19 protein-coding genes, 1 pseudogene and 1 riboswitch are annotated in these 20,559 nt (G+C 73.7%); of the genes and pseudogenes, 10 read left to right on the forward strand and 10 right to left on the reverse strand.

Annotated features, from left to right (window positions below; all coding sequences use genetic code 11):
- Nucleotides 1-656, reverse strand: a pseudogene (locus AC2CHG_RS02750) (S8 family serine peptidase); the annotation flags it as partial.
- 74 nt (nt 657-730) lie between these two features.
- Between AC2CHG_RS02750 and AC2CHG_RS02755 the strand changes: the two are divergent.
- The gene (locus AC2CHG_RS02755) at nt 731-2,548 is read left to right on the forward strand and encodes a glycerol-3-phosphate dehydrogenase/oxidase (protein ID WP_262013271.1); all 1,818 of its coding nucleotides are present in this window, start codon (nt 731-733) and stop codon (nt 2,546-2,548) included.
- A gap of 66 nt (nt 2,549-2,614) precedes the next feature.
- Complete coding sequence (locus AC2CHG_RS02760; protein ID WP_262013247.1) at nt 2,615-3,118, forward strand: hypothetical protein; 504 nt, start codon at nt 2,615-2,617, stop codon at nt 3,116-3,118.
- Here the strand turns inward: AC2CHG_RS02760 and AC2CHG_RS02765 are convergent.
- Nucleotides 3,115-4,515, reverse strand: a complete 1,401-nt coding sequence (locus AC2CHG_RS02765) for an FAD-binding oxidoreductase (RefSeq protein WP_355511468.1) — start codon at nt 4,513-4,515, stop codon at nt 3,115-3,117. The two genes, AC2CHG_RS02760 and AC2CHG_RS02765, sit on opposite strands and share 4 nt — an antisense overlap.
- A 33-nt stretch (nt 4,516-4,548) precedes the next feature.
- Here AC2CHG_RS02765 and AC2CHG_RS02770 point away from each other — a divergent pair, with 33 nt between their 5' ends.
- Nucleotides 4,549-4,881 (forward strand): DUF4031 domain-containing protein, encoded by a 333-nt coding sequence (locus tag AC2CHG_RS02770; RefSeq protein ID WP_194801852.1) that lies wholly within the window; start codon nt 4,549-4,551, stop codon nt 4,879-4,881.
- On the opposite strand, the gene AC2CHG_RS02775 is transcribed toward AC2CHG_RS02770, so the two are convergent.
- The gene (locus tag AC2CHG_RS02775; protein WP_484524091.1) at nt 4,807-5,442 is read right to left on the reverse strand and encodes an HD domain-containing protein; all 636 of its coding nucleotides are present in this window, start codon (nt 5,440-5,442) and stop codon (nt 4,807-4,809) included. The genes AC2CHG_RS02770 and AC2CHG_RS02775 overlap by 75 nt on opposite strands.
- Nucleotides 5,443-5,511: 69 nt before the next feature.
- On the opposite strand from AC2CHG_RS02775, the gene AC2CHG_RS02780 reads away from it, so the two are divergent.
- On the forward strand, nt 5,512-6,765 hold the full coding sequence (locus AC2CHG_RS02780) for an FUSC family protein (RefSeq protein ID WP_262013244.1): 1,254 nt from the start codon (nt 5,512-5,514) through the stop codon (nt 6,763-6,765).
- A 276-nt stretch (nt 6,766-7,041) separates the two neighbouring features.
- On the opposite strand, the gene AC2CHG_RS02785 is transcribed toward AC2CHG_RS02780, so the two are convergent.
- On the reverse strand, nt 7,042-8,304 hold the full coding sequence (locus tag AC2CHG_RS02785; RefSeq protein ID WP_484524092.1) for an aminotransferase class V-fold PLP-dependent enzyme: 1,263 nt from the start codon (nt 8,302-8,304) through the stop codon (nt 7,042-7,044).
- A 44-nt stretch (nt 8,305-8,348) separates the two neighbouring features.
- Nucleotides 8,349-8,471: riboswitch (SAM riboswitch) on the reverse strand.
- A 23-nt stretch (nt 8,472-8,494) separates the two neighbouring features.
- Here AC2CHG_RS02785 and AC2CHG_RS02790 point away from each other — a divergent pair.
- Entirely contained in the window at nt 8,495-9,988 is a 1,494-nt protein-coding gene (locus AC2CHG_RS02790; protein WP_355511543.1) for a PrsW family intramembrane metalloprotease, read from the forward strand.
- A gap of 27 nt (nt 9,989-10,015) precedes the next feature.
- Here the strand turns inward: AC2CHG_RS02790 and AC2CHG_RS02795 are convergent, their stop codons facing one another.
- Together AC2CHG_RS02795 and AC2CHG_RS02800 are read right to left on the reverse strand one after the other, a co-directional pair.
- Complete coding sequence (locus AC2CHG_RS02795) at nt 10,016-10,183, reverse strand: hypothetical protein (protein WP_167796936.1); 168 nt, start codon at nt 10,181-10,183, stop codon at nt 10,016-10,018.
- 97 nt (nt 10,184-10,280) lie between these two features.
- Complete coding sequence (locus AC2CHG_RS02800; RefSeq protein ID WP_013288840.1) at nt 10,281-10,628, reverse strand: GroES family chaperonin; 348 nt, start codon at nt 10,626-10,628, stop codon at nt 10,281-10,283.
- Nucleotides 10,629-10,790: 162 nt separating this feature from the next.
- Between AC2CHG_RS02800 and AC2CHG_RS02805 the strand changes: the two genes are divergently transcribed.
- Nucleotides 10,791-12,077, forward strand: a complete 1,287-nt coding sequence (locus AC2CHG_RS02805) for an AI-2E family transporter (RefSeq protein ID WP_463839385.1) — start codon at nt 10,791-10,793, stop codon at nt 12,075-12,077.
- 52 nt (nt 12,078-12,129) lie between these two features.
- On the opposite strand, the gene AC2CHG_RS02810 is transcribed toward AC2CHG_RS02805, so the two are convergent.
- Complete coding sequence (locus AC2CHG_RS02810; RefSeq protein ID WP_484524093.1) at nt 12,130-14,274, reverse strand: ATP-dependent DNA helicase; 2,145 nt, start codon at nt 14,272-14,274, stop codon at nt 12,130-12,132.
- A gap of 124 nt (nt 14,275-14,398) precedes the next feature.
- Here AC2CHG_RS02810 and AC2CHG_RS02815 point away from each other — a divergent pair, with 124 nt between their 5' ends.
- Nucleotides 14,399-14,905, forward strand: coding sequence for a DUF402 domain-containing protein (locus AC2CHG_RS02815; protein WP_123110811.1), 507 nt, complete (start codon nt 14,399-14,401; stop codon nt 14,903-14,905).
- A gap of 6 nt (nt 14,906-14,911) precedes the next feature.
- On the opposite strand, the gene sigJ is transcribed toward AC2CHG_RS02815, so the two are convergent.
- Nucleotides 14,912-15,865 carry an RNA polymerase sigma factor SigJ gene (gene sigJ / locus AC2CHG_RS02820; RefSeq protein WP_355511477.1) on the reverse strand — a complete coding sequence of 318 codons (954 nt, stop codon included), beginning with the start codon at nt 15,863-15,865 and terminating at the stop codon, nt 14,912-14,914.
- Between the two features lie 188 nt (nt 15,866-16,053).
- Here sigJ and AC2CHG_RS02825 point away from each other — a divergent pair, with 188 nt between their 5' ends.
- The 3 genes from AC2CHG_RS02825 to AC2CHG_RS02835 all read left to right on the forward strand — a co-directional run bounded on the left by AC2CHG_RS02825 (nt 16,054) and on the right by AC2CHG_RS02835 (nt 18,789).
- Nucleotides 16,054-17,004: a PPK2 family polyphosphate kinase gene (locus AC2CHG_RS02825; RefSeq protein ID WP_262013239.1), complete on the forward strand. Its 951-nt coding sequence runs from the start codon at nt 16,054-16,056 to the stop codon at nt 17,002-17,004.
- A 149-nt stretch (nt 17,005-17,153) separates the two neighbouring features.
- Nucleotides 17,154-17,780, forward strand: coding sequence for a DUF47 domain-containing protein (locus tag AC2CHG_RS02830; protein WP_013288834.1), 627 nt, complete (start codon nt 17,154-17,156; stop codon nt 17,778-17,780).
- A gap of 4 nt (nt 17,781-17,784) precedes the next feature.
- Nucleotides 17,785-18,789 (forward strand): inorganic phosphate transporter, encoded by a 1,005-nt coding sequence (locus AC2CHG_RS02835; protein WP_262013238.1) that lies wholly within the window; start codon nt 17,785-17,787, stop codon nt 18,787-18,789.
- Between the two features lie 46 nt (nt 18,790-18,835).
- Here the strand turns inward: AC2CHG_RS02835 and AC2CHG_RS02840 are convergent, their stop codons facing one another.
- Entirely contained in the window at nt 18,836-19,804 is a 969-nt protein-coding gene (locus AC2CHG_RS02840) for a Gfo/Idh/MocA family protein (RefSeq protein ID WP_194801844.1), read from the reverse strand.
- A gap of 59 nt (nt 19,805-19,863) precedes the next feature.
- On the reverse strand, nt 19,864-20,553 hold the full coding sequence (locus AC2CHG_RS02845; RefSeq protein WP_484524094.1) for a class I SAM-dependent methyltransferase: 690 nt from the start codon (nt 20,551-20,553) through the stop codon (nt 19,864-19,866).
- Between the last annotated feature and the right edge of the window lie 6 nt (nt 20,554-20,559).

Genomic DNA, 20,559 nt, shown 5'->3' on the forward strand with positions numbered 1-20,559 from the left:
AGCCGGACCGGGCCGGGCCCGAACGCGGCCCAGAAGCCGGCGCCGAGCAGCGCCCCGGCGAGCGCGCCCAACGCGGCGGCGGCCAGGGCGGCCAGCAACGTCTCCAGCGCTCCGCCGAGCGCGCCCACCCAGGCCCACGGCAGGAGTACGGCCAGCCCGGCCGCGATCGCCAGCAGCGACACCGAGCCGAACCGGCCCTCCGGGGCCGCGTCCACGACCACCGGTGGCCGGACCCGGCCGAGACGGACGGCGACGAGCGCGAGCACCGCGGCGGTCACCGCGAGCGCGGCCAGGTACGCCTCGTGGTGTACCGGTGGCACCGTCCGCAGCAGCGTGGTCACGCCGAGCGCCACCACGGCGGCGGTCCAGGCCCGGCCGGTCGCCCGCAGCGCGGGGGAGCGGGGCGCGAGCGCCAGCGCCAGCGCCGGGGCGCCCGCCAGCAGCACCGTGGCCACCGCCACCACCGGCCAGGCCGCCACCGGCCGGTCCGCGCCGATGACCAGCGCCACCTGGTCGACCAGCCAGCCGGTGACCTGGCCCGGCACGGTGACCAGCACGATCCACACCCCGGTCGCCACCGCCGCGACGACCGGCCACGGACCGGTCTCGCGCGGTGGCGGCGGCGGTACGGGGGCGAGCGGCGGACCGGTCAGCATGGTCATCACGGTACGGCCGGGCCGTGTCGCCGCGCGCCCGGGACGGTTACCGTTGACTGGTGCGTGACCCGAGTGTGTCCCGATCCACGGCCGGCCGGCTGTCCCCCGAGCGCCGCGCCGACGACCTGCGCCGGCTCCGGGCCGAGCGGTTCGACGTGCTGGTCATCGGCGGTGGCGTGACCGGAGCGGGCGCCGCGCTCGACGCCGCGTCCCGAGGGCTGAAGGTGGCCCTGGTGGAGGCGCGCGACTACGCCGCCGGCACGTCCAGCCGGTCCAGCAAGCTGATCCACGGCGGCCTGCGCTACCTGGAGCAGCTGGAGTTCCACCTGGTCCACGAGGCGCTGACCGAGCGCGGCCTGCTCGCCACCCGGCTCGCGCCGCACCTGGTCCGGCCGGTGCCGATCCTGGTGCCGCTGCCCGCCGAGGGCGGCGCGCGTGACCTGCCCCGGCGGTTCTTCCGCCGCTCCTACTACGGTCTCGGCGTGGCCGCGTACGACGCGTTCGCCGGGGTCTTCGGCGGCGGGCGCGGCATGCCGCTGCACCGGCACCTCACGCGCGAGGGCACCCGCCGGATCTTCCCCAGCCTCCGGCCGGACAAGCTGGCCGGCGCGATCCGCTACTACGACGGCCAGGTCGACGACGCCCGCCTGGTGGTGACGCTGGCGCGCACCGCGGCGAGCCTCGGCGCGACTGTGGTGACGAGCGCCCGCGCGGTCGGCCTGACCCGGCAGGCCCGGGAGGTCACCGGCGTGCGGGTCCGCGACCTGGAGGCGCCCGCCGGTTCGCCGGACGCCGAGTTCGAGGTACGCGCCCGCACCGTGATCGCCGCCACCGGCGTGTGGAGCGACGACATGTCGCGGATGCTCAACGACGTCGGGCTGCGCCCGAAGCTGCGGGTCCGGGCCTCCAAGGGGGTGCACCTCGTGGTGCCCCGCTCGGCGATCGTCGGCGAGACCGGCCTGATCCTGCGTACCGCGACGAGCGTGCTGTTCGTGATCCCCTGGGGCGGGCACTGGATCATCGGCACCACCGATACGGACTGGCAACTCGACAGGTCCCACCCGGCCGCGACCGCGAGCGACATCGACTACCTGCTGTCGCAGGTCAACACCGTGCTGGACCGGCCGCTGACCACCGCCGACATCGAGGGCGTCTACGCCGGGCTGCGCCCGCTGCTGGCCGGCGAGGCGGACTCCACCTCCAAGCTGTCCCGCGAGCACGCCGTGGTGGAGCCGATGCTCGGCCTGCTGCTGGTCGCGGGCGGGAAATACACCACCTACCGGGTGATGGCCTCGGACGTGGTCGACCGCGCCATGCACCGGCTCGGCCGGACCCGCTCCTCGCGTACCGCCGACCTGCCGCTGCTCGGCGCCGACGGGTACGCCGCCATGTGGCGGGACCGGGCCGACCTGGCCCGCCGGCACGGGGTGGCGGTCGGCGTGGTCGAGCACCTGCTGGAGCGCTACGGCAGCCTCACCCTGGACCTGCTCGCCCTGGTCGACGCCGACCCGCTGCTCGGCTCGCCGCTGGCGGGCGCACCGGAATACCTCGCCGCCGAGGTGACGTACGCCGCCCGCGCCGAGGGCGCGCTGCACCTGGAGGACGTGCTCACCCGGCGTACCCGGATCTCCATCGAGACCAGCCACCGCGGCCTGGAGTCGGCGGAGCACGCCGCCGAGCTGATGGGTGCGGTGCTCGGCTGGGACGCGGCGACCCGGGACCGGGAGGTCGCCCACTACCGGGCGCGGGTGCTGGCCGAGCGGGAGTCGCAGCTCATGCCGGACGACATCGCGGCCGACGCGGCCCGCCTCGGCGCGCCCGATGTGCGCGGATTCGCGGCAGACCGAGGGATCGACGGCCCGGGCGTTGAACTTCCGGCCTCCCCCAGGTAGGGGATCCCCGACCCGGGCCGCTCGGCCGCTGGTGCGCGCTACCTACGGAAGTGTAGGTTTCCCCGCGTGGTCCGCCCATCCTGGTTGCGCGTCCCCGCCCTGTCCGCTGTTGTGCTGCTGGCAACCGCTCTGACCGGCTGCTCCTTCGGCCGGGCCGAGGGCGCCACCACACCCGGGGCGGCCGGCACGGCGAGCCCGGCACCGGACGGCAGACGCGTCTCCCTGGTGCAGCGGCTCGGTGACGGCCCGGTCCGCAACCTCGACGTGGACCCGTCCGGCCGCTGGCAGTGCCGCGACTGCGCCGGCGACGGCGTGGACGCCACCGGCACGCTGAGCCCGGACCAGACGCGGCGGCTCCAGCGGATGCTCGCCGACCCGGCGATCGCGACGGAGACCGACCAGGCCCGCAACTACAAGCAGGGCTGCATCGGCGTGCTGACCTCGACGCTGCTCGTGCCGCCGGACCTGACCGTCACCATCCAGGACTGCCCGGGTGAGCCGAAGCCGAAGGTGGCCTACGACGTGCTGCTGCTCGTCACCCAGGCCACGCCCGCGGAGGACAAGGGCTAGAAAACCTTGCCGGGGTTGAGCAGCCCGGCCGGGTCCAGCGCCGCCTTGATCGCCTGGTGCACGCGTACGCCCACCGGGCCGATCTCGCGGGCCAGCCAGTCCCGCTTGAGCAGCCCGACGCCGTGCTCCCCGGTGCAGGTGCCGCCCAGGTCGAGCCCCAGCCGCATGATCTCGTCGAAGGCCTGCCGTCCCCGGGCCAGGCTCGCCGGATCGGCCCGGTCTACCACGATGTTCGGGTGCATGTTGCCGTCGCCGGCGTGGCCGACCACCCCGATCGGCACCCGGCACGCCTCGGCGATCCGGGCCACCCCGTCGAGCAGCTCCGCCAGCCGGCCGCGCGGCACCGCCACGTCGTCGATGACCAGGCCGCCGTTGCCGCCCGGGAACGTCTCGGCGGCGAACCGCTCCATCGCCGGGTGGGCCAGCCGCCGCGCCTGGAGCAGGGCCGCCGCCTCGGTCGCGTCGGTGGCCGCGTAGACCTCGTCGGCGCCCGCCGCCGTGCACACCTCGGCGAGCCGGGCCAGGTCGTCGGCGGCCCGTGTGCCGGTGTCCACCGCCGCGAGCAGCAGCGCCTCGGCATCGGTGCGCAGACCCATCGGCCGGTACGCCTCGATCGCCAGCAGATGCGTCCGGTCCAGCAGTTCCAGCAGGCTCGGCGTGAGCCCGCGCTCGGCGATCCCGGCGACCGCGCCACCTGCAGTCGCCACGGTGGGGAAGACCGCGACCAGGGTCAGTGACTCCTCCGGGGCCGGACGCAACGCCACGGTCACCTCGGTGATCACGCCGAGCGTGCCCTCCGAGCCCACGAACAGGCGGGTCAGGTCGTACCCGGCTACGCCCTTGGCGGTACGCCGCCCGGTGCGCAGCACCTCGCCGGAGGCGAGCACCACCTCCAGGCCCAGCACGTACTCGCTGGTCACGCCGTACTTCACGCAGCACATGCCACCGGCGTTCGTGGCCACGTTGCCGCCGATCGTGGACGACTCCCACGAGCCGGGGTCCGGCGGATACCAGAGGCCGTGCTCCCGTACCGCGCGGGCCAGCGCCGCGTTCACCACGCCCGGCTGCACCACAGCGATCCGGCCGACCGGGTCGATCTCCCGGACCGCGTCCATCGCCACGGTGCTCACCACCACCGCGCCGTCGACCGCGTTCGCCGCGCCGGCGAGCCCGGTCCGCGCACCCTGCGGCACCACGGGTACGCCGTGCCGTCCGGCCGCGCGGACCACCGCCACCACCTCGTCGGTGTCGCGGGGGCGTACCACCGCCAGCGGGGTGCCCGAGTCGCACAGGTCGGCCTCGTCGCGCTCATGCCCGGCCAGCAGGTCCGGGTCGGTCAGCACGGCGGCGTCACCGAGCGCGGCCCGCAGGTCGTCGAGGAGGGGATGGGCGGCCATGCCGGGAAGGCTACCGGCGTACCGTCTGTTGCCGTGCTCTACCTGGACCCGCCCGCCGTGCCCTGGCGCGGCCGGCTCTGGTCGCACCTGATCAGCGACGTCTCCTACGCCGAGCTGCACGCGTTCGCCGAGATGCTCGGCGCGCCCCGGCGCGGCTTCGACCGCGACCACTACGACGTGCCCGCCGAGCGGTTCCGGACAGCGGTCTGGCTGGGCGCCACCGTCGTGCCCTCGCGGGAGATCGTCCGCCTGCTGCGGGACGCCGGTCTGCGCCGCCCGAAGCACCGCGTCTCAGGTGAGCGCGGCCAGCTCCCGGGACAGGTTGGCCCGGGCCCGGTCCTCCCAGCGGGCGTGCGGCTCGGGTAGGCGGTACAGCGCCGGCAGGTCGAGCAGGTGCCGCAGCACCGCGGCCCGGCCGGTGCGGAAGTCCGGATCGGGCACGTGCGCGTACTCGGCGCGGATCGCCACGGCATACCTGTCGTAGCGCTCCGCCGAGGCGGCGAGCACCGCCAGGTCCGCGTCGCACAGCAGCGCGCCGTCCGGGTCGTCCGGCCCGACCGCGTGGCCGGCGGTGAGCAGCACCAGGCGGCGTACCCCGGTCACCGTCGCGGCCGGGAGCCCGGCGGCGGCCAGCAGTTCCCCGGCCAGGTCGGCGCTGGCCCGCTCGTTGCCGTTGCCCGCCGCGCGCGGGTCGTAGACCGCGTCGTGGCACCACGCCGCCAGCCGGACCAGGTCCGGGTCGCGGGCCAGACCGGCGTACGCGTCGACCACGTCGAGCACCGCCCGCAGGTGCGCCTCGTCGTGGTAGCGCCGGTGCGGCTCCCGCCAGCCCGCCAGCAGCCGGGCACCGGCCCGGTCGACAGCCGCCGGATCGGTCGCGCCCGCCGCCCGTGCCGTGTCCCGCCAGCGTGCCGTCAGGTCGTCCATCGGGTGCAGTCTGCCCCACTCCGGCCCGGTCGGAGGGATTCAGCCGGAGCGGTACGGGTAGTACCGGCCATGGCCCGGGACGGACGACTGCAGTTCCTGCGTCGTGGCAAGCTGCGCGAAGGGCTGGCGGACCGGGACGGGCAGCGGATCGCCTCCGCGATGGAGGAACTGCGGCACCGGGGCAAGGCGACGCTGCACGACCGGCTGCACCGGGTCCGTACCGCGTTCGGCCTCGCCGTGCAGGCCGGCCTCGCGGCCGGTCTGGCCTATCTGATCTCGCACCGGCTGCTGAAGAACCCGCAGCCGGTCTTCGCCCCGATCTCCGCGGTGGGCACGCTCGCCGCCTCGGTGGGGCAGCGGTTCCGGCGTACGGTCGAGCTGATCGTCGGCGTGGCCGTCGGCGTGCTCGTCGGCGACGCGCTCATCTACTTCGTCGGCACCGGCGCCTGGCAGCTCGCGCTCGTGGTGACCTCGGCGATCCTGCTGAGCATCTTCGCCGGGGCGAGTGTCGCCATCGTGATCCAGGCCGCGGCCACCGCGGTGCTGATCGTGACGCTCAGCCCGTCCACCGAGAACCTGGAGTTCCCCCGGTTCATCGACGCGTTGCTCGGCGGCGGCATCGCGCTGCTGGTCACCGCCATCCTGCTGCCGCTCAACCCGCTACGGGTGATCAACCGGGCCGCCCGGCCCGCGCTGGACCTGCTCGCCGGCCAGCTCGACGCCTGCGCCGACGCGGTGCGCAACCGGGACCGGGACGCGGCCCAGCGGGCGCTGTTCCGGCTGCGCGAGAACAAGGAGGAACTGGCCGCGCTCTCCGAGGCGATCGAGGGCGCCAAGGAGACCAGCACGCTCTCCCCGGCCCGCTGGCACCGGCGCAGCGAGCTGACCCACTACGCGGAGGCGGCCGACCCGATCGACCGGGCGATGCGCAACAGCGGCACGCTGATCCGCCGCGCGGTCACCATGATCGAGGACGACGAGCCGGTCCCTGAGCCGATGCCGGACGCGATAGGTCACCTGGCCGAGTCGGTGCGCCTGCTCCGCCAGGAGTTCGCCGCCGGGCAGGAGCCGCAGGAGGCCCGCGAACGGTCGCTGCGCGCGGTGAGCGAGGCCGGCCGGGCGTACGCCGAGGGGGTCGGCTTCTCCGGCAGCGTGGTGATCGCGCAGGTGCGTACCACGGCGAGCGATCTGATGGTGGCCTCCGGGATCGAGCAGGAGGAGGCGAACCGGCTGGTCCGGCAGGCGTTCGGCGAGAACCGCCAGGGCGAACCCGCAGCCCAGAACCCCGCCGCCCACCCACCCACAGCCCCACCCGTCGGCTGACCCCGCCCCGCCCCCCGCCCCCCGCCCCGCTCCCGCCCCCGCCTTACCGCGTTGATCAAGGAGTTAGTGGACTCCGAGGAGATCAACTAGTGCACAAACTCCTTGATCACCGCACGTGGTCCGGGCGGGGGTGAGGCTGCGCGGGGGCGGGCTCGCCCGGCTACCCGTCCGGCGGCGATCATGGAGTTAGCTGCCGGGAAAGCGCTTTCCGGGCCGGCCAACTTCATGATCGACGAGGCGGGGGAGTGAGTGGGTGGGGTGCGGCGGGGGAGAGGGCTAGGAGAGGTGGGTCAGGGCCGTCAGTAGGGCGTCTACCTCGCTCGGCGTGGTGCCCAGGCCGAGGCTGGCTCGTAGGGCTGTCGGTGGCAGGTCGGTGCGGCCGGTACGGGCGGCGGCCTCGGCCAGCAGGCGCCGGGTCAGCGGGTGGGCGCAGAACAGGCCGTCGCGTACCCCGATCCGGTGCCGGCTCGCCAGGTGGGCGGCCACCTCGGCGGAGTCCCGCCCGGCGACCACGAAGCTGACGATGCCCACCCGGGGCGCTTCGGGGGAGAACATGCGCAGCTCCACCACGTCCGGCAGCGCGGCCAGGCCGGTACGCAGCCGTGCCAGCAGCGCCTGTTCCCGGGCGTGCAGCGCGTCCCGGTCGGCCGCGCCGAGCGCCTCGCAGACCGCGGCGAGCGCCACCGCGCCGAGCAGGTTCGGAGTGCCGGCCTCGTGCCGGGCCGGGCCGGTCGTCCAGCGCACCTCGTGCGTCGCCGCGCCGACGTGGCTGGTGGCGCCGCCTCCGGCCAGGTACGGCGGGGCCGTGTCCAGCCAGTCCGCGCGCCCGGCGAGCACGCCCGCGCCGAACGGGGCGTACAGCTTGTGCCCGGACACTGCCACGTAGTCCACGTTGAGCGCGGTCAGGTCGACCGGGGCGTGCGGGGCGAGCTGCGCGGCGTCGACCAGGATGCGGGCGCCGTACCGGTGCGCCACCCGGGCCAGTTCGGCGACCGGCAGGCACTCGCCGGTGACGTTGCCGGCGCCGGTGACCGCCACCAGCACCGGCAGGCCGGGCCGGGCGTCGCGGGCCAGTTCGCCGAGCGCCGCCGCGAGGGACCGGACCGCCCCGGCCGGGCTGTCCGGCACCGGCAGCCGTACCGAGCCGCGCGGCCAGGGCAGCAGGTTGGCGTGGTGCTCGCCGCCGAACGTGATCACGGTGGTGCCGGCGGGCAGCGCCCGGGCCAGCAGGTTAAGCGCGTCGGTGGTGTTCCGGGTGAAGATCACGTGGTCGCCGGGGCGGGCGCCGAGGAAGTCGCCTACCGTCTGCCGGGCCCGCTCGTAGGCCAGCGTGCAGCGCCGCGACAGCGCGCCGGCGCCCCGGTGCACGCTCGCGTACCAGGGAAGAAGCCCGGCCACCGCGTCGGCCGCGGCCCGCGCGCACGGCGCGCTGGCGGCGTGGTCCAGGTTGATCTCCCCCGGTACGCCGAGCACGCCGAGCGGGTCGGGCCGGGCCGGCGCGGGCAGCACGGGCAGCGAGGGTACGAGGGTGACGGTCATGCCGGAGCCTCCGGGTCACAGGGACCCCAGGCGTGCCGGGACGGGGTCCGCGCTTGCCCGGCGCGCGGAGCGGCACCGGGCCCGGTCATCACCCGGGGCACCCCACCGCGAACCTCGACGAGGGTTGCCGGCCAGCAAGCCGGGGCTTGACGCTGGCGCTCGTGACCTGTTCGGGAGCATAGCCGTGACGATGCGACCGGACCAGTGGGTCGCGGGTGACTACGCTGACCGCATGGCCGACACCCCGCCCGGCGCAGCACCGCCGCCACCGCACGCGCCCGCCGCCCCGCCCGCGGGGGCGCCGACGCCCGGGATGCCGTCGCGCCGGTTCGGCTGGCGACGGGCGATGGTGCTGGCCGGGGTGGTGCTGCTGATCGCGGCCGGCGCGCTCTACATGGTCTACGAGCTGAGTGAGAGCCTGGGCGCGGAGGCGCTCCTGGTGGGCGCCGTCGCGGCGGTCCTGCCGGTGCCGGTGCTGGTCGCCTGCCTCCTGTGGCTCGACCGCTACGAGCCCGAGCCGCTGCCCTACCTCGTCTTCTGCTTCGCCTGGGGTGCCTTCGTCTCCACCGCCATCTCGCTGAAGGTCAACCAGACCGGCGCGCAGATCTTCGACGACCTGGGGCTGCCCGCCGCGCTCACCGCGGTGCTCGTCGCCCCGTTCATCGAGGAGCTGACCAAGGCGGCCGGCCCGCTCCTGCTGCTGATCTTCCGGCGCCGCGAGTTCTCCGGGATCACCGACGGCCTGGTCTACTGCGGGCTCTCCGCGGTCGGCTTCGCCATGGTGGAGAACATCCTCTACCTGGGCGGCTACGGCTACCGCACCGGCGTGGAGCAGTACGGCCCGGCCACCGGCACGCAACTGGTGATCGCGCTGTTCATCGGCCGGATCCTGCTGTTCGGCTTCGCCCACCCGCTGTTCACCTCGATGACCGGCGTCGGGCTCGGTATCGCGGCGCGTACCGCCGACCGCCGGGTACGGGTGCTCGCGCCGCTCGCCGGGCTGCTCGTGGCGATGATCCTGCACGGCACCTGGAACCTGCTGCCGACGCTGGCCCAGGCCATCGGGCAGCCGGTGATCGCGCTCTACGGCTTCATCGGCCTGATGATGCCGATCTTCTTCGCGATGGTGGGGCTGGCGATCTGGCTGCGCGCCTGGGAGGGCCGGCTCACCGAGCGCACGCTGCCCGACTACGTACGCGCGGGCTGGCTCACCCCGCCCGAGGTGGCGGCGCTGGGGAGCCTGGGCCGGCGGCACGCGGCGCGTACCTGGGCCCGGCGGGTCGCCGGTGAGGGCGGGGTACGCGCGATGCGCGGCTACCAGTTCGCCGCGACCCGGCTGGCGCTGCTGCGCGACGGGATGCGCCGGGGGCTCGATCACAAGCCCGCCGAGCGGGAGCGGACGGCACGGGAGGAACGGGAGCTGCTGGACGCGATCACCGCGTACCGGTCGTACTTCGTCGGTCGTGACCCGCAGGCGCCCGTCGGGGTCTGGGACGGTCAGCGCTACCACCTGCGGTTCCCGGACGGTTCGCAGCGCCCGGTGGAGGCGCCGGACGACCCGGTGGTGCCGATCCCGGTGGTGCTGGCCCCGCCGCCCGCCTTCCCGCCGAGCGGCTACGGCCCGAGCGGTCACGGCCCGGGCGGCTGGCACGACCCGGGCGCGCCCTGGCACCCCGGGCGCTGAGGCCGGCCGGTTCGTCGGGGACGCCGGTCAGCTCATCAGGCCGGTCAGGAAGTCGCCGAGCCCCTGGGCGATGGCCATCAGCGCGGCCCCGATGCCCTTGAACACCTGCGCCGCGCCGTCCGGCCGGAACGCCATGAAGTAGATCAGGAACGCGAGGAATCCCCAGGCGAGGATCTTCTTGATCACTACCGGCATGGTGTCCCTCCCCAGGGCGCGCTGAGGTGCCTGGGCTTCCCGCCGGGCAGCGCCGCAAACGGCACCGCCGCGGAGCGAGCGGCGTCGGAGGGGAGGACTACAGGTACAGACCGGTGGAGCCGGCGGCGGTGCTCTCCACCCGCTCGGCCGCCACGGCGTGCACGTCCCGCTCGCGCAGCAGCACGTACGCCCGCCCGTGCAACTCGACCTCGGAGCGGTCGTCCGGGTCGAACAGCACCCGGTCACCGGCCACGATCGCGCGGACGTTCGGCCCGACGCCGACCGCTGTGGCCCAGGCCAGCCGCTTGCCCACGGCGGCCGTCGCGGGGATCACGATGCCGGCGGTGGAGCGGCGTTCCCCCTCCGCACCCTCGGTACGCACCAGCACGCGGTCGTGCAGCAGGCGGATCGGCAGCCCGGCGTCGAGACTCTGGTCGGCGGTCACGCGAAGACGCTACCGCGTGGCCGTCCGTCGATTCCGGCGTGGTTGGTGAGAGCGCCGGGAGGGCAATGTGTGGCCGAGTCGCCCTAGGGTGGGGCGTACGGACGTATCCTGTGCCCCCTGTGACCCGGTGGGGCCGATTTGCCGGAGGTGCGCTTGAGCCGCATGGAGCGGATGCGCGGACGGCTCCGCCGTGCGTACGAGTCGGGCCGCGAAGCCGCCCGGACCCGGCGGGCAGCCGCCGCGGAGGCGGCGGACGGGGGCGTGGCCACGCCCGCCTCGCCCGGGCCGCCCGCCGCGCCGGAGGCGACGGTGGTGGGCGTCCAGCCGCCGGCGGCGATGCACTCCTCGACTGTGAGCCGGGACGACACGGAGGTGCCGCACGCGCTGCGCATCGCCGCCGCGTGGTGCTGGCGCCTGATCGTGATCGGCATCGTCACCTGGGCCCTGCTCAAGATCGTCGGCACGATCAGCATCGTGATCATCCCGCTGACCGTGGCGCTGCTGCTCTCCGCGCTGCTCGCCCCGGCGGTCGGCTGGCTGCTCCGGGCCCGCCTGCCCCGCTCCCTGGCCACCGGCGTGGTGCTCGTCGGCGGCCTGGCCGCCGTGGTGGGCACGCTGACGCTGGTGGTCAACGAGTTCATCAAGGGCGTACCGGAGCTGAGCGAGAAGTCCTCGCAGGGCGTTCGGCAGATCCAGGACTGGTTCAAGACCGGCCCGCTGCACCTGTCCGACAGCCAGCTCGACCGCTACATCAACGAGGCGCAGAACTGGATCAACGGCAACACCGAGCGGTTCACCAGCGGTGCGCTCAGCACCGCCGCCACGCTCGCCGAGGTGCTCACCGGCACCGTGCTCGTGCTGTTCGCCACGTTCTTCTTCCTGCGTGACGGCAATTCGATCTGGCGGTTCCTGGTCCGGCTGCTGCCGGTCGCGGCCCGCTGGAAGGTCGACGACGCCGGTCGCGCGTCGTGGGCGACGCTCGGCGCTTACGTGCGGGCCACGGTGCTCGTCGCCTTCATCGACGCGGTCGGCATCGGCATCTTCCTGGTGCTGTTCGACATCCCGTTCGCGTTCCCGCTGGCCGCGCTGGTCTTCCTGGGCGCGTTCATCCCGATCGTCGGCGCGTTCCTGTCCGGAGTGGTGGCCGTGCTGGTCGCGCTCGTCGACAGCGGCCCGGTGACCGCCCTGATCATCCTCGGCGTGGTGGTCGGCGTGCAGCAGGTCGAGGGCCACGTGCTCCAGCCGCTGATCATGGGGCGCGCGGTGGCCATCCACCCGCTCGCCGTGATCATCGGCATCGCCGCCGGAGTGGTGCTCGCCGGCATCGCCGGCGCGCTGGTCGCGGTGCCGCTGATCGCCGTCCTCAACACCGCGGTGCGCCGGCTCGCCGCGCGTACCGTGCCGGACACCCCGCCGGACGCGGTGGTGGTCGCCTCCCAGGCGCCCTGAACAGGAAAGACCCGCCGACGCCCGCGTCACCCCGCCCGGGGAGGCGCGGGCGTCAGCTCTTGGCGAGCCGTTCCAGCGCGCCCCGGGCCACCTCGGGCCGGGTGGTGTACCAGAACGGCGGCAGCGAGCGGCGCAGGAACGGGCCGTACCCGCGTGCCGTCTCCAGCCGCGAGTCGAGCACCGCCACCACGCCCCGGTCACCGGTGGCCCGGATCAGCCGGCCGACACCCTGGGCCAGCCGGACCGCCGCGATCGGCACGCTCACCGCCGCGAAACCCGAGCCGCCGCCGGCGTCCACCGCCGCCGCCCGCGCCGCCGCGAGCGGCTCGTCCGGGCGGGGGAACGGCAACCTGTCGATCACCACGAGCTGGCAGGCGTCGCCCGGCACGTCCACCCCCTGCCAGAGCGACATCACCCCGAACAGGCAGCTCTCCCGCACCTCACGGAACCGGCGTACCAGCAGCGGCAGCGCCTCCTCGCCCTGGAGCAGCACGGGCAGGTCGGTCCGCGCGCGCACCAGCTCCGCGGCCTGCTGCGCGGCCCGTCGCGACGAGAAGAGCCCGAGGGTACGACCACCGAGCGCCTCGACCAGCGCCAGCAACTCCTCACCGGCCGGTCCGGGCAACCCGGAGACGCTGGGGCGGGGAAGGTGCGCGGCGACGTACAGGATGCCCTGCCGGGCGTAGTCGAACGGCGAGCCGACGTCGAGCGAACTCCAGCCCGGCCCCTCGGTCGCGGGGACGGTGCCGATCGACGCGCGGCTGCCCTCGGCGGCGGCCACCGGCGTGACCGGGGAACGGCCCGCGGCGGCAGCGGTGGCGATCGCGGCGGCGGCCGGTGACGGCGGGGCGGGCGGCGGCGCGTCCAGCCCCAGCGCCCGGGCCACCGTGTCGAAGCGGCCGCCCAGCGCCAGCGTGGCCGAGGTGGCGACCACCGTGCGCTCCTCGTACAGGTGGGTGGCGAGCGTGCCCGCCACCGACAGCGGCGCGACGACGAGTGCCCGGCGACTGCCGTTGTCCGGCTTCTCGACCCAGGCGACGTCGTGGTCGGCCTCCTCCAACAGCCGCTGGGCGGTGGTGGACAGCTCGTCCAGCACGGCCTTGGCCTGCTGCTTGCGTACCGGATCGGGGTCGTCGGCCTTCACGTCGCCGATCCCCTCCAGCGCGGCCCGGGTCGCCGAGTCCAGCAGCGTGCACGCCTCGCGCAGCGCGGGCGGCAGACCTGCGGTGAGCCGCCCGGCCGGCGCCTCGGCCAGCCCCACGGCGAGCGCGTCACCCGCCTCGGTGAGCCGTTCGGCCACGTCGGGACGCAGCAGCGGCCGGGCCCGCCGGGTGGACCTGTCGATCAGCTCCGGCACCAGCTCCGCCTGGGCGGCCGACGAGACCCGGTCGGCCAGCTCGTGCGCCTCGTCCACCACGAGCAGCTTGTGCGGCGGCACGATGTGCCGCCCGGCGAGCATGTCGACGGCGAGCAGGCTGTGGTTGGTGACCACGATGTCGGCCTCGCGGGCGCGCGCCCGGGACGCCTCCGCGAAGCACTCCTGCCCGAACGGGCAGCGGCTCGCACCCACGCACTCCCGGGCCGGCATGGACACGCTGCGCCACACCTGGTCGTCCACGCCCGGATCCAGCTCGTCGCGGTCGCCGGTGGCGGTCTCCTCGGCCCAGTCGCGCAGCCGCTGCACCTGCTTGCCCAGCCGGCCCGCCTCGCCGAGCCACTTGGTGCCGCCGCTGTTGCCGGCGCGCGGCGCGTCGAACAGCGCGTCGTCCGGCTCGTCCTCGACCGAGCTGTCCAGCCGGGCCAGGCAGAGATAGTGGTGACGCCCCTTCAGCACGGCGAAGGTGGGGCGGCGGCCCAGCACCGGCTCGACCGCGTCGGCCAGCCTCGGCAGGTCGTGCTCGACGAGCTGGGACTGCAACGCCAGCGTGGCGGTGGAGACCACCACCGGCCCGTCCACTGTCAGCGCCGGAGCGAGGTACGCCAGGGACTTGCCGGTGCCGGTGCCGGCCTGCACCAGCAGATGCTCTCCGGAGGCGATGCTGCGCTCGATCGCCTCGGCCATCTGCTGCTGACCCGGCCGGGCCGCGCCGCCCGGAACCGCGCCCACCGCGGCGGTCAGCAGCTCTCCGGCACCGGCGCGGCCCTTGCGGCGCTTCTTCGGGACGGCCGGGCCGGTGGCGGTGCGGGACGGGGTCACCGTGCGACCGTACCCGCCGGCACCGACGGGGGTCCGGCCGCTCCGACGGCGTGGCGGGACGGCGGGTCGCGTCCGGTTACCTCCCGATCGCGTGGCGTGGCCGGAATCGGTTAGGGTGCCAGGCATGCCGAGCGATGTGGTCCGCGTGATCTACCGCAAGTACGACGGCAGCGCACACCGCGACTACCCGGCCCGCCGGCTCGCCGAGGACGATCTCGGCGTCTGGCTCGGCGTGCCCGCCGGCACCGAGTCCGTCTACCACGGCCGCCCGTCGGTCGAGCGGATCCCGTTCGTCCTGCTGGTGCCGCACCACGGCTGGTGGACCGGCATGTTCAACCCGCCGCCGCGCACCAGCGAGGTCTACTGCGACATCGCCACCCCGGCCCGCTGGGAGGGCGAGGAGACGGTCCACCTGATCGACCTCGACCTGGACGTGGTGCGTCGCCGCGAGACCGGCCTGGTCGAGCTGCGCGACGAGGACGAGTTCGCCGTGCACCGGGCCCGCTGGGGCTACCCGGAGGACGTGGTCACCGAGGCCGAGGCCGCGTCCCGCTGGCTGCTCGGCGCGCTCGGCGACGGCACCGAGCCGTTCGCCACGTCGTACCGGAAGTGGCTCGCACTGGTGGTCTGAGCCGGCTCACCAGCGCGGCGGCCAGGCGGCGTCCGGTCCCAGCGGCGGCAGCTCGCCGACCTTGGCTGGGTTGAGCTGGTTGAACACGCCGGTGACCCGCCCCTCGTGGACGGCGAACGAGGTGACCATCCGGATGGTTCGCCCGTCCCGGTGGAAGAACTCCGTCTGCCATCCCAGTGTGCCGTCCACCAGCACCGGGCGTCCGCGCAGGCCACCCCGCTGCCGGGCCTGGCCGTACAGGCCGAGGAGCAGGCGGGCGACCGAGTCGACGCCGACCACCGGCCGGCGGCCGGCCGGGAAGTGGCCGCCGGCGTCGCCGATCGACACGACGTCCGGGGCGAGTACGCGGACCAGCTGCTCCAGCTCACCGGACTCCACGGCGGCGGCGAACGCGGCGAGCACCCGCCGCTGTTCGGCGAGGTCGGCGCTGTGCCGGGGCGCGTCCGGCCCGTGCACCGCCCGGCGGGCGCGCGACGCCAGCTGACGGGCCGCCTCCGGCGTCACCGCGAGCACGTCCGCCACGCCGGAGAACGGCACCGCGAACACGTCGTGCAGCACGAACGCCACCCGCTGCTCCGGCGTCAGCCGTTCCAGCACCACCAGCAGCGCGGTGCCGAGCTGGTCGGCGCGTACCGCCCGCTCGGCCGGGTCGGGCGCGAACCCGTCCGCCGCCGGCACCGCTGTCACCATCGGCTCGGGGAGCCACTGACCGGGGTACGCCTCCCGGCGCACCCGGGCGGAGCGGAGCACGTCCAGGCAGATCCGGGAGCAGGTGGTGATGAGCCAGCCGCGCAGATCGCGTACGCGGGCGCGTTCCTCCGGGTCGCTCAGCGCGCCGGAGAAGCGCAGCCAGGTCTCCTGCACCGCGTCCTCGGCCTCGCTGCGGCTACCGAGCATCCGCTGCGCCACAGCCAGGAGACGCCCTCGTTCCGCCTCGAACTCCCCCGCAAGCTCGTCCACCCCCTCATTCTCCCGCCCCACCCCTCGCCACGGCACCCCACCCACCCTCGCCGGCACCCCACCCTCCCTCGTTGATCTTGCACTTGCCGCCCCGGCAAACGGTGCTTTCCGGGCGTACCGGGGGCCGTAACCGCAAGATCGACGGGGCGAGGCGGGCGGGGACGGGCTCCGGGGGTGAGGATCGGGGGATGAGTGAGGTGGTGCGGCCCGTCGGTGGGCCTATGCGGGAACTGCTTCGGGTTTCGCCGGGCACTGTGGATCTGGCGGCTGTCGATCCCCGGTCGACGCCGGGGCTGCCGGTGGCGGCCGGACGCGGACCGGCGCGCAAGGAGTGGGCGCGGGCCCAGGTCGAGCTGATCGGCGCGGAACTCGGGCGGCAGCAGGAGATGCTGTACGCCTCGGCGCAGGGCGCCGCCGGCCCGGGCAGCGCCACCAGCGCTCCGGCGCAGGCGGACGCCGGGCTGGACGGCGACCGGCCGCGCCGGGTGCTGCTGGTTCTCCAGGCGATGGACTGCGGCGGCAAGGACGGCGCTGTGAAGCGGGTGGCGGGCGCGATGAACCCGCTCGGGCTGCACATCCGCTCGTTCGGGCCGCCGACCGAGGAGGAGTTGCGGCACGACTTCCTGTGGCGGGTACGCCGGGCGCTGCCGCCACCCGGGTACGTGGGCGTGTTCAACCGCTCCCACTACGAGGACGTGCTCATCGCCCGGGTCGAAGGGCTGGTCGACGAGGCGACCTGGCGGTCCCGGTACGCGATCATCAACGACTTCGAGCGGGAACTGACCGAGCAGGCGGTCACAGTGGTGAAGGTCATGCTGCACATCTCGTACGCCGAGCAGGGCGAGCGGCTGATGGAGCGGCTCACCGACCCGACGAAGTTCTGGAAGTTCAACCCCAGCGACCTGGACACCCGGGCACGCTGGGGCGACTACCAGGACGCGTACGCCGAGGCTCTCCAGCGTTGTGGCACGGACGCCGCGCCCTGGTTCGTGGTGCCGGCGGACCGCAAGTGGTACCGCGACTGGGCGGTCGCCCACCTGCTGCGGGAGACGTTCGACGGGTTGGATCTGGGGTATCCGCCTGCCGATTTCGACGTCGAACGGGAGCGTGACCGGTTACGGAACCAACTCGGCGGGTGACCAGATGAACGGAAGGTGAACGAGCGGTGAATCGGGCCTGACCAGGGGTGGGCCGATCGAAAGTGGGTTCGGCGCGGTCCCTAGCATGCGCAGAGCAGACGCCCGGGGGGCGACGGCCACCCTTCCACCGACACGACGAGGTCCGTGCTGTGAAGTTTTCCTTCCGTCCCACCGAGGGCGCTTTCTACGAGCTCTTCACCAGGGCCGCGCAGAACCTGGTGAAGGGGACCGAACTGCTCAACGAGCTGGGTCTGCCCGGTGCCGACGTGCAGTCGATCAGCGAGCGGCTGACCGACATCGAGCACGACAGCGACCAGATCACGCACGAGCTGTACAAGAAGATCAACTCCACGTTCATCACGCCGTTCGACCGGGAGGACATCTACCGGCTGGGCTCGCTGCTCGACGACGTGATGGACCACCTGGAGGCGGTCGGCAACCTGCTCTACCTGTACGGCCTGACCAAGCTCCCGTCGCTTCCGCGCGAGCTGCACGAGCTGGTGAACGTGCTCGACCTGCAGGCCAAGCTCACCGCCGAGGCGATGCCCCGGCTGAAGTCGATGAAGGATCTCGAGGACTACTGGATCGAGTGCAACCGGCTCGAGAACGACGGCGACCAGGCGTACCGGATGCTGCTGGTACGCCTCTTCTCCGGTGAGTACGACGCGCTCACGGTGCTGAAGATGAAGGAGGTGGCCGACGAGCTGGAGGCCGCCTGCGACGCCTTCGAGCACGTCGCCAACACCGTCGAGACCATCGCGGTCAAGGAGTCCTGATCCAGTGACACCCGAACTCATCGCCGTGCTGGCGGTGATCGCGGTCGCCATGGCGTTCGACTACACGAACGGCTTTCATGACGCGGCGAACGCGATCGCCACCAGCATCTCGACCCGGGCGCTGACCCCCCGGATCGCGCTCGCGCTGGCCGCCGTCGGCAACTTCGTCGGCGCGCACTTCGGCGCCGGGGTGGCCAAGACGGTCGGCGACGGGCTGGTGACGTTGCCGACCGGGGTGGAGAGCCTCGGCGTGGTCTTCGCCGGCGTGCTCGGCGCGATCATCTGGAACCTGATCACCTGGTACTTCGGCCTGCCGTCCTCGTCCTCGCACGCCCTCTTCGGCGGCCTGGTCGGCGCCACCCTGTTCGCCGCCGACGGCATCGTCCAGTGGGGCACCATCATCGAGAAGGTCCTCGTCCCGATGGTGCTCTCGCCGGTGGTCGGCCTGATCCTCGGCTTCCTGATGATGCTGGCGATCATGTGGCTGTTCCGGAAGGGCCAGCCCGGCAAGCTCAGCCGCGGCTTCCGGTGGGCGCAGACCGCGTCCGCCGCCGCCATGTCGGTCGGCCACGGCATGCAGGACGCCGCCAAGACCATGGGCATCATCGTGCTCGCGCTCTACACCGGTGGTTTCCAGGAGAGCAAGACGCACATCCCGGGCTGGGTGTTCTGGACCTCCGCCGCGATGCTGGCGGCCGGCACGTACGCGGGCGGCTGGCGGATCATCCGGACGCTCGGCCGGAAGATCATCGACCTCGGCCCCGCGGAGGGCTTCGCGGCCGAGACCGTGGCCAGCGCGGTGCTCTACTTCAACGCGCTGGTGCTGAAGGCGCCGATCTCCACCACGCACACGATCACCTCGGCGATCATGGGTGTGGGCGCGACGAAACGGCTCTCCGCGGTGCGCTGGAACGTGGCGGGCAACATCGTGATCGCCTGGATCATCACGTTCCCGGCTGCCGCCGCGATCGCCTGCCTCGCGTACCTGCTGGTCCGGCCCTTGTTCTGAGTGACCTGACGCCGAGGGGTTCCCCGCCGCCGTGGCGGGGGACCCCTCACGCGTAGGAGACGCCGATCCGGGCCTTGATGTCGTCGATCAGGCCCATCACCTCGAGCGTGGCGGAGTGCGGCACCAGCGGGCTCTCGGTCAGTCCGGCCGCCAGGCAGCGCTGCACCTCGATCGCCTCGTACTGGTAGCCGCCGCCGGTCAGGTCCGCCGGGATCGTCTCCGGCTCGGCGCCGGCTCGGTGCAGCACCACGTGCGCGGGCCGGAAGAACAGCTCGGGCAGGTCGATCCGGCCGGTCGTACCGGTGATCGACGCGGAGATCGCGGTCGCCCCGACCATGCCGCAACTGAGCGTCGCCACCGCGCCGGAATCCCAGCCGAGCACCATGCCGGTGTTCTCGTCCACCGCCTCCGGGGTCAGCTTCGCCCACGCCTGCACGTGCTGCGGCACGCCGAGCACCAGGTGGGCCAGGCTCAGCGGGTAGACGCCGAGGTCGAGCAGCGCACCGCCGCCGAGCGTGCGGGCCCGCATCCGGTGCTCCGGCGGGAACGGGCCGGCCACACCGAAGTCCGCCCGTACGTGCGTCACCTCACCGATCGCGCCGTCCCGGATCAGCTCCAGCACGCGCAGGATCAGCGGGTTCGTCCGCATCCACATGGCCTCCATGAGGAACAGACCTCGGGCGCGCGCCGTGTCCACCAGTTCGGTGGTGGTCGGCAGGTCCAGCGTGCAGGGCTTCTCCACGAGCACGGCCTTGCCGCCGGCCAGGCAGGCGAGCGCCGCCTCATGGTGCGCGGCGTGCGGGGTGGCCACGTAGATCGCGTCCAGGTCCGGGTCCGCGGCCAGTTCCGCCCACGAGGCGTACGCCCGCGGCACGTCGTGCCGGCGCGCGAACAGCTCGGCGCTCTCCCGGGTACGCGAGCCCACCGCGACCAGTTCGGCGTCCGGCACCAGCCGCAGATCCTCGGCGAAGCGGGCGGCGATGTTTCCGGTGGCCAGGATTCCCCAACGCGTCATGCCCGGCACGCTATCCCTTCCCGCTCCGGGGCCGGCAGGGTGATCCACCCGTCGGGACGTCAGGCGGTGCCGAGGGCCCTGCGTCCGGTCTGCGGTGTTCCGGCATGCGGCTTGACCATCAACCGTTGAGTGGCCAGGGCCGGATGGCCGTTCATCGTCTCCACCGCGACCTCGCGGCCGGCGGCGAGGTCGAAATCGCCGAGGAGATGGTCCAGCCAATCGGTGGTGTGGTGTCGGCACACCACCCCGTCGTCGGTCTCGAAGACCCCGTAGGTGCCGTACTTCGCTGCGAACCGTTCGTACCGGGAACGGTTGCGGTGATCCTCCTGCAGGCACAGGTCACTGACATAGAGAAGCCCGCCCGGCCGTAGCACCCGACGCAGCTCCGTCACCAGTTCCCGCTGTCCGGCGTCGCCGGGTATACACGTCAACACCGCGAACAGCAGCACCAGGTCGACGCTGTCTGCCTGCTGGTCGAGGTGCGGAGGATCGGTGAGAACCGTGAACTGTGCGCCGGGTTGCTCGTTCTTCGCGCGGCTGACGAGACGGGGCGCGACATCCACCCCCTCGACTTTCTCGAAGCCCTGTTGTACGAGCAGCCCTGCCAGCCGACCGTAACCGCACCCGTAGTCGAGAACGCGTGCCCGCCGATCGATGCCGTCCAGCCACGGAAGTGCGATCGGATGGCCGAAAGTCTTCGCCGTACCCGTGGAGTTCCAGTACCCCGCCTGGTTGTCGAGATCCGTCACACGACG

It is taken from the genome of Micromonospora sp. ATLC20 (genome assembly GCF_057196585.1).

Coding starts and splice junctions, on each gene's coding strand:
- AC2CHG_RS02765 (WP_355511468.1), bottom strand. CDS start 4,515: ATGGCCGCCCATCCCCTCCTCGACGACCTGCGGGCCGCGCTCGGTGAC.
- AC2CHG_RS02815 (WP_123110811.1), top strand. CDS start 14,399: ATGCCGAGCGATGTGGTCCGCGTGATCTACCGCAAGTACGACGGCAGC.
- AC2CHG_RS02780 (WP_262013244.1), top strand. CDS start 5,512: ATGGCCCGGGACGGACGACTGCAGTTCCTGCGTCGTGGCAAGCTGCGC.
- AC2CHG_RS02775 (WP_484524091.1), bottom strand. CDS start 5,442: ATGGACGACCTGACGGCACGCTGGCGGGACACGGCACGGGCGGCGGGC.
- AC2CHG_RS02795 (WP_167796936.1), bottom strand. CDS start 10,183: ATGCCGGTAGTGATCAAGAAGATCCTCGCCTGGGGATTCCTCGCGTTC.
- AC2CHG_RS02805 (WP_463839385.1), top strand. CDS start 10,791: ATGGAGCGGATGCGCGGACGGCTCCGCCGTGCGTACGAGTCGGGCCGC.
- AC2CHG_RS02840 (WP_194801844.1), bottom strand. CDS start 19,804: ATGACGCGTTGGGGAATCCTGGCCACCGGAAACATCGCCGCCCGCTTC.
- AC2CHG_RS02785 (WP_484524092.1), bottom strand. CDS start 8,304: ATGACCGTCACCCTCGTACCCTCGCTGCCCGTGCTGCCCGCGCCGGCC.
- AC2CHG_RS02825 (WP_262013239.1), top strand. CDS start 16,054: ATGAGTGAGGTGGTGCGGCCCGTCGGTGGGCCTATGCGGGAACTGCTT.
- AC2CHG_RS02790 (WP_355511543.1), top strand. CDS start 8,495: ATGCGACCGGACCAGTGGGTCGCGGGTGACTACGCTGACCGCATGGCC.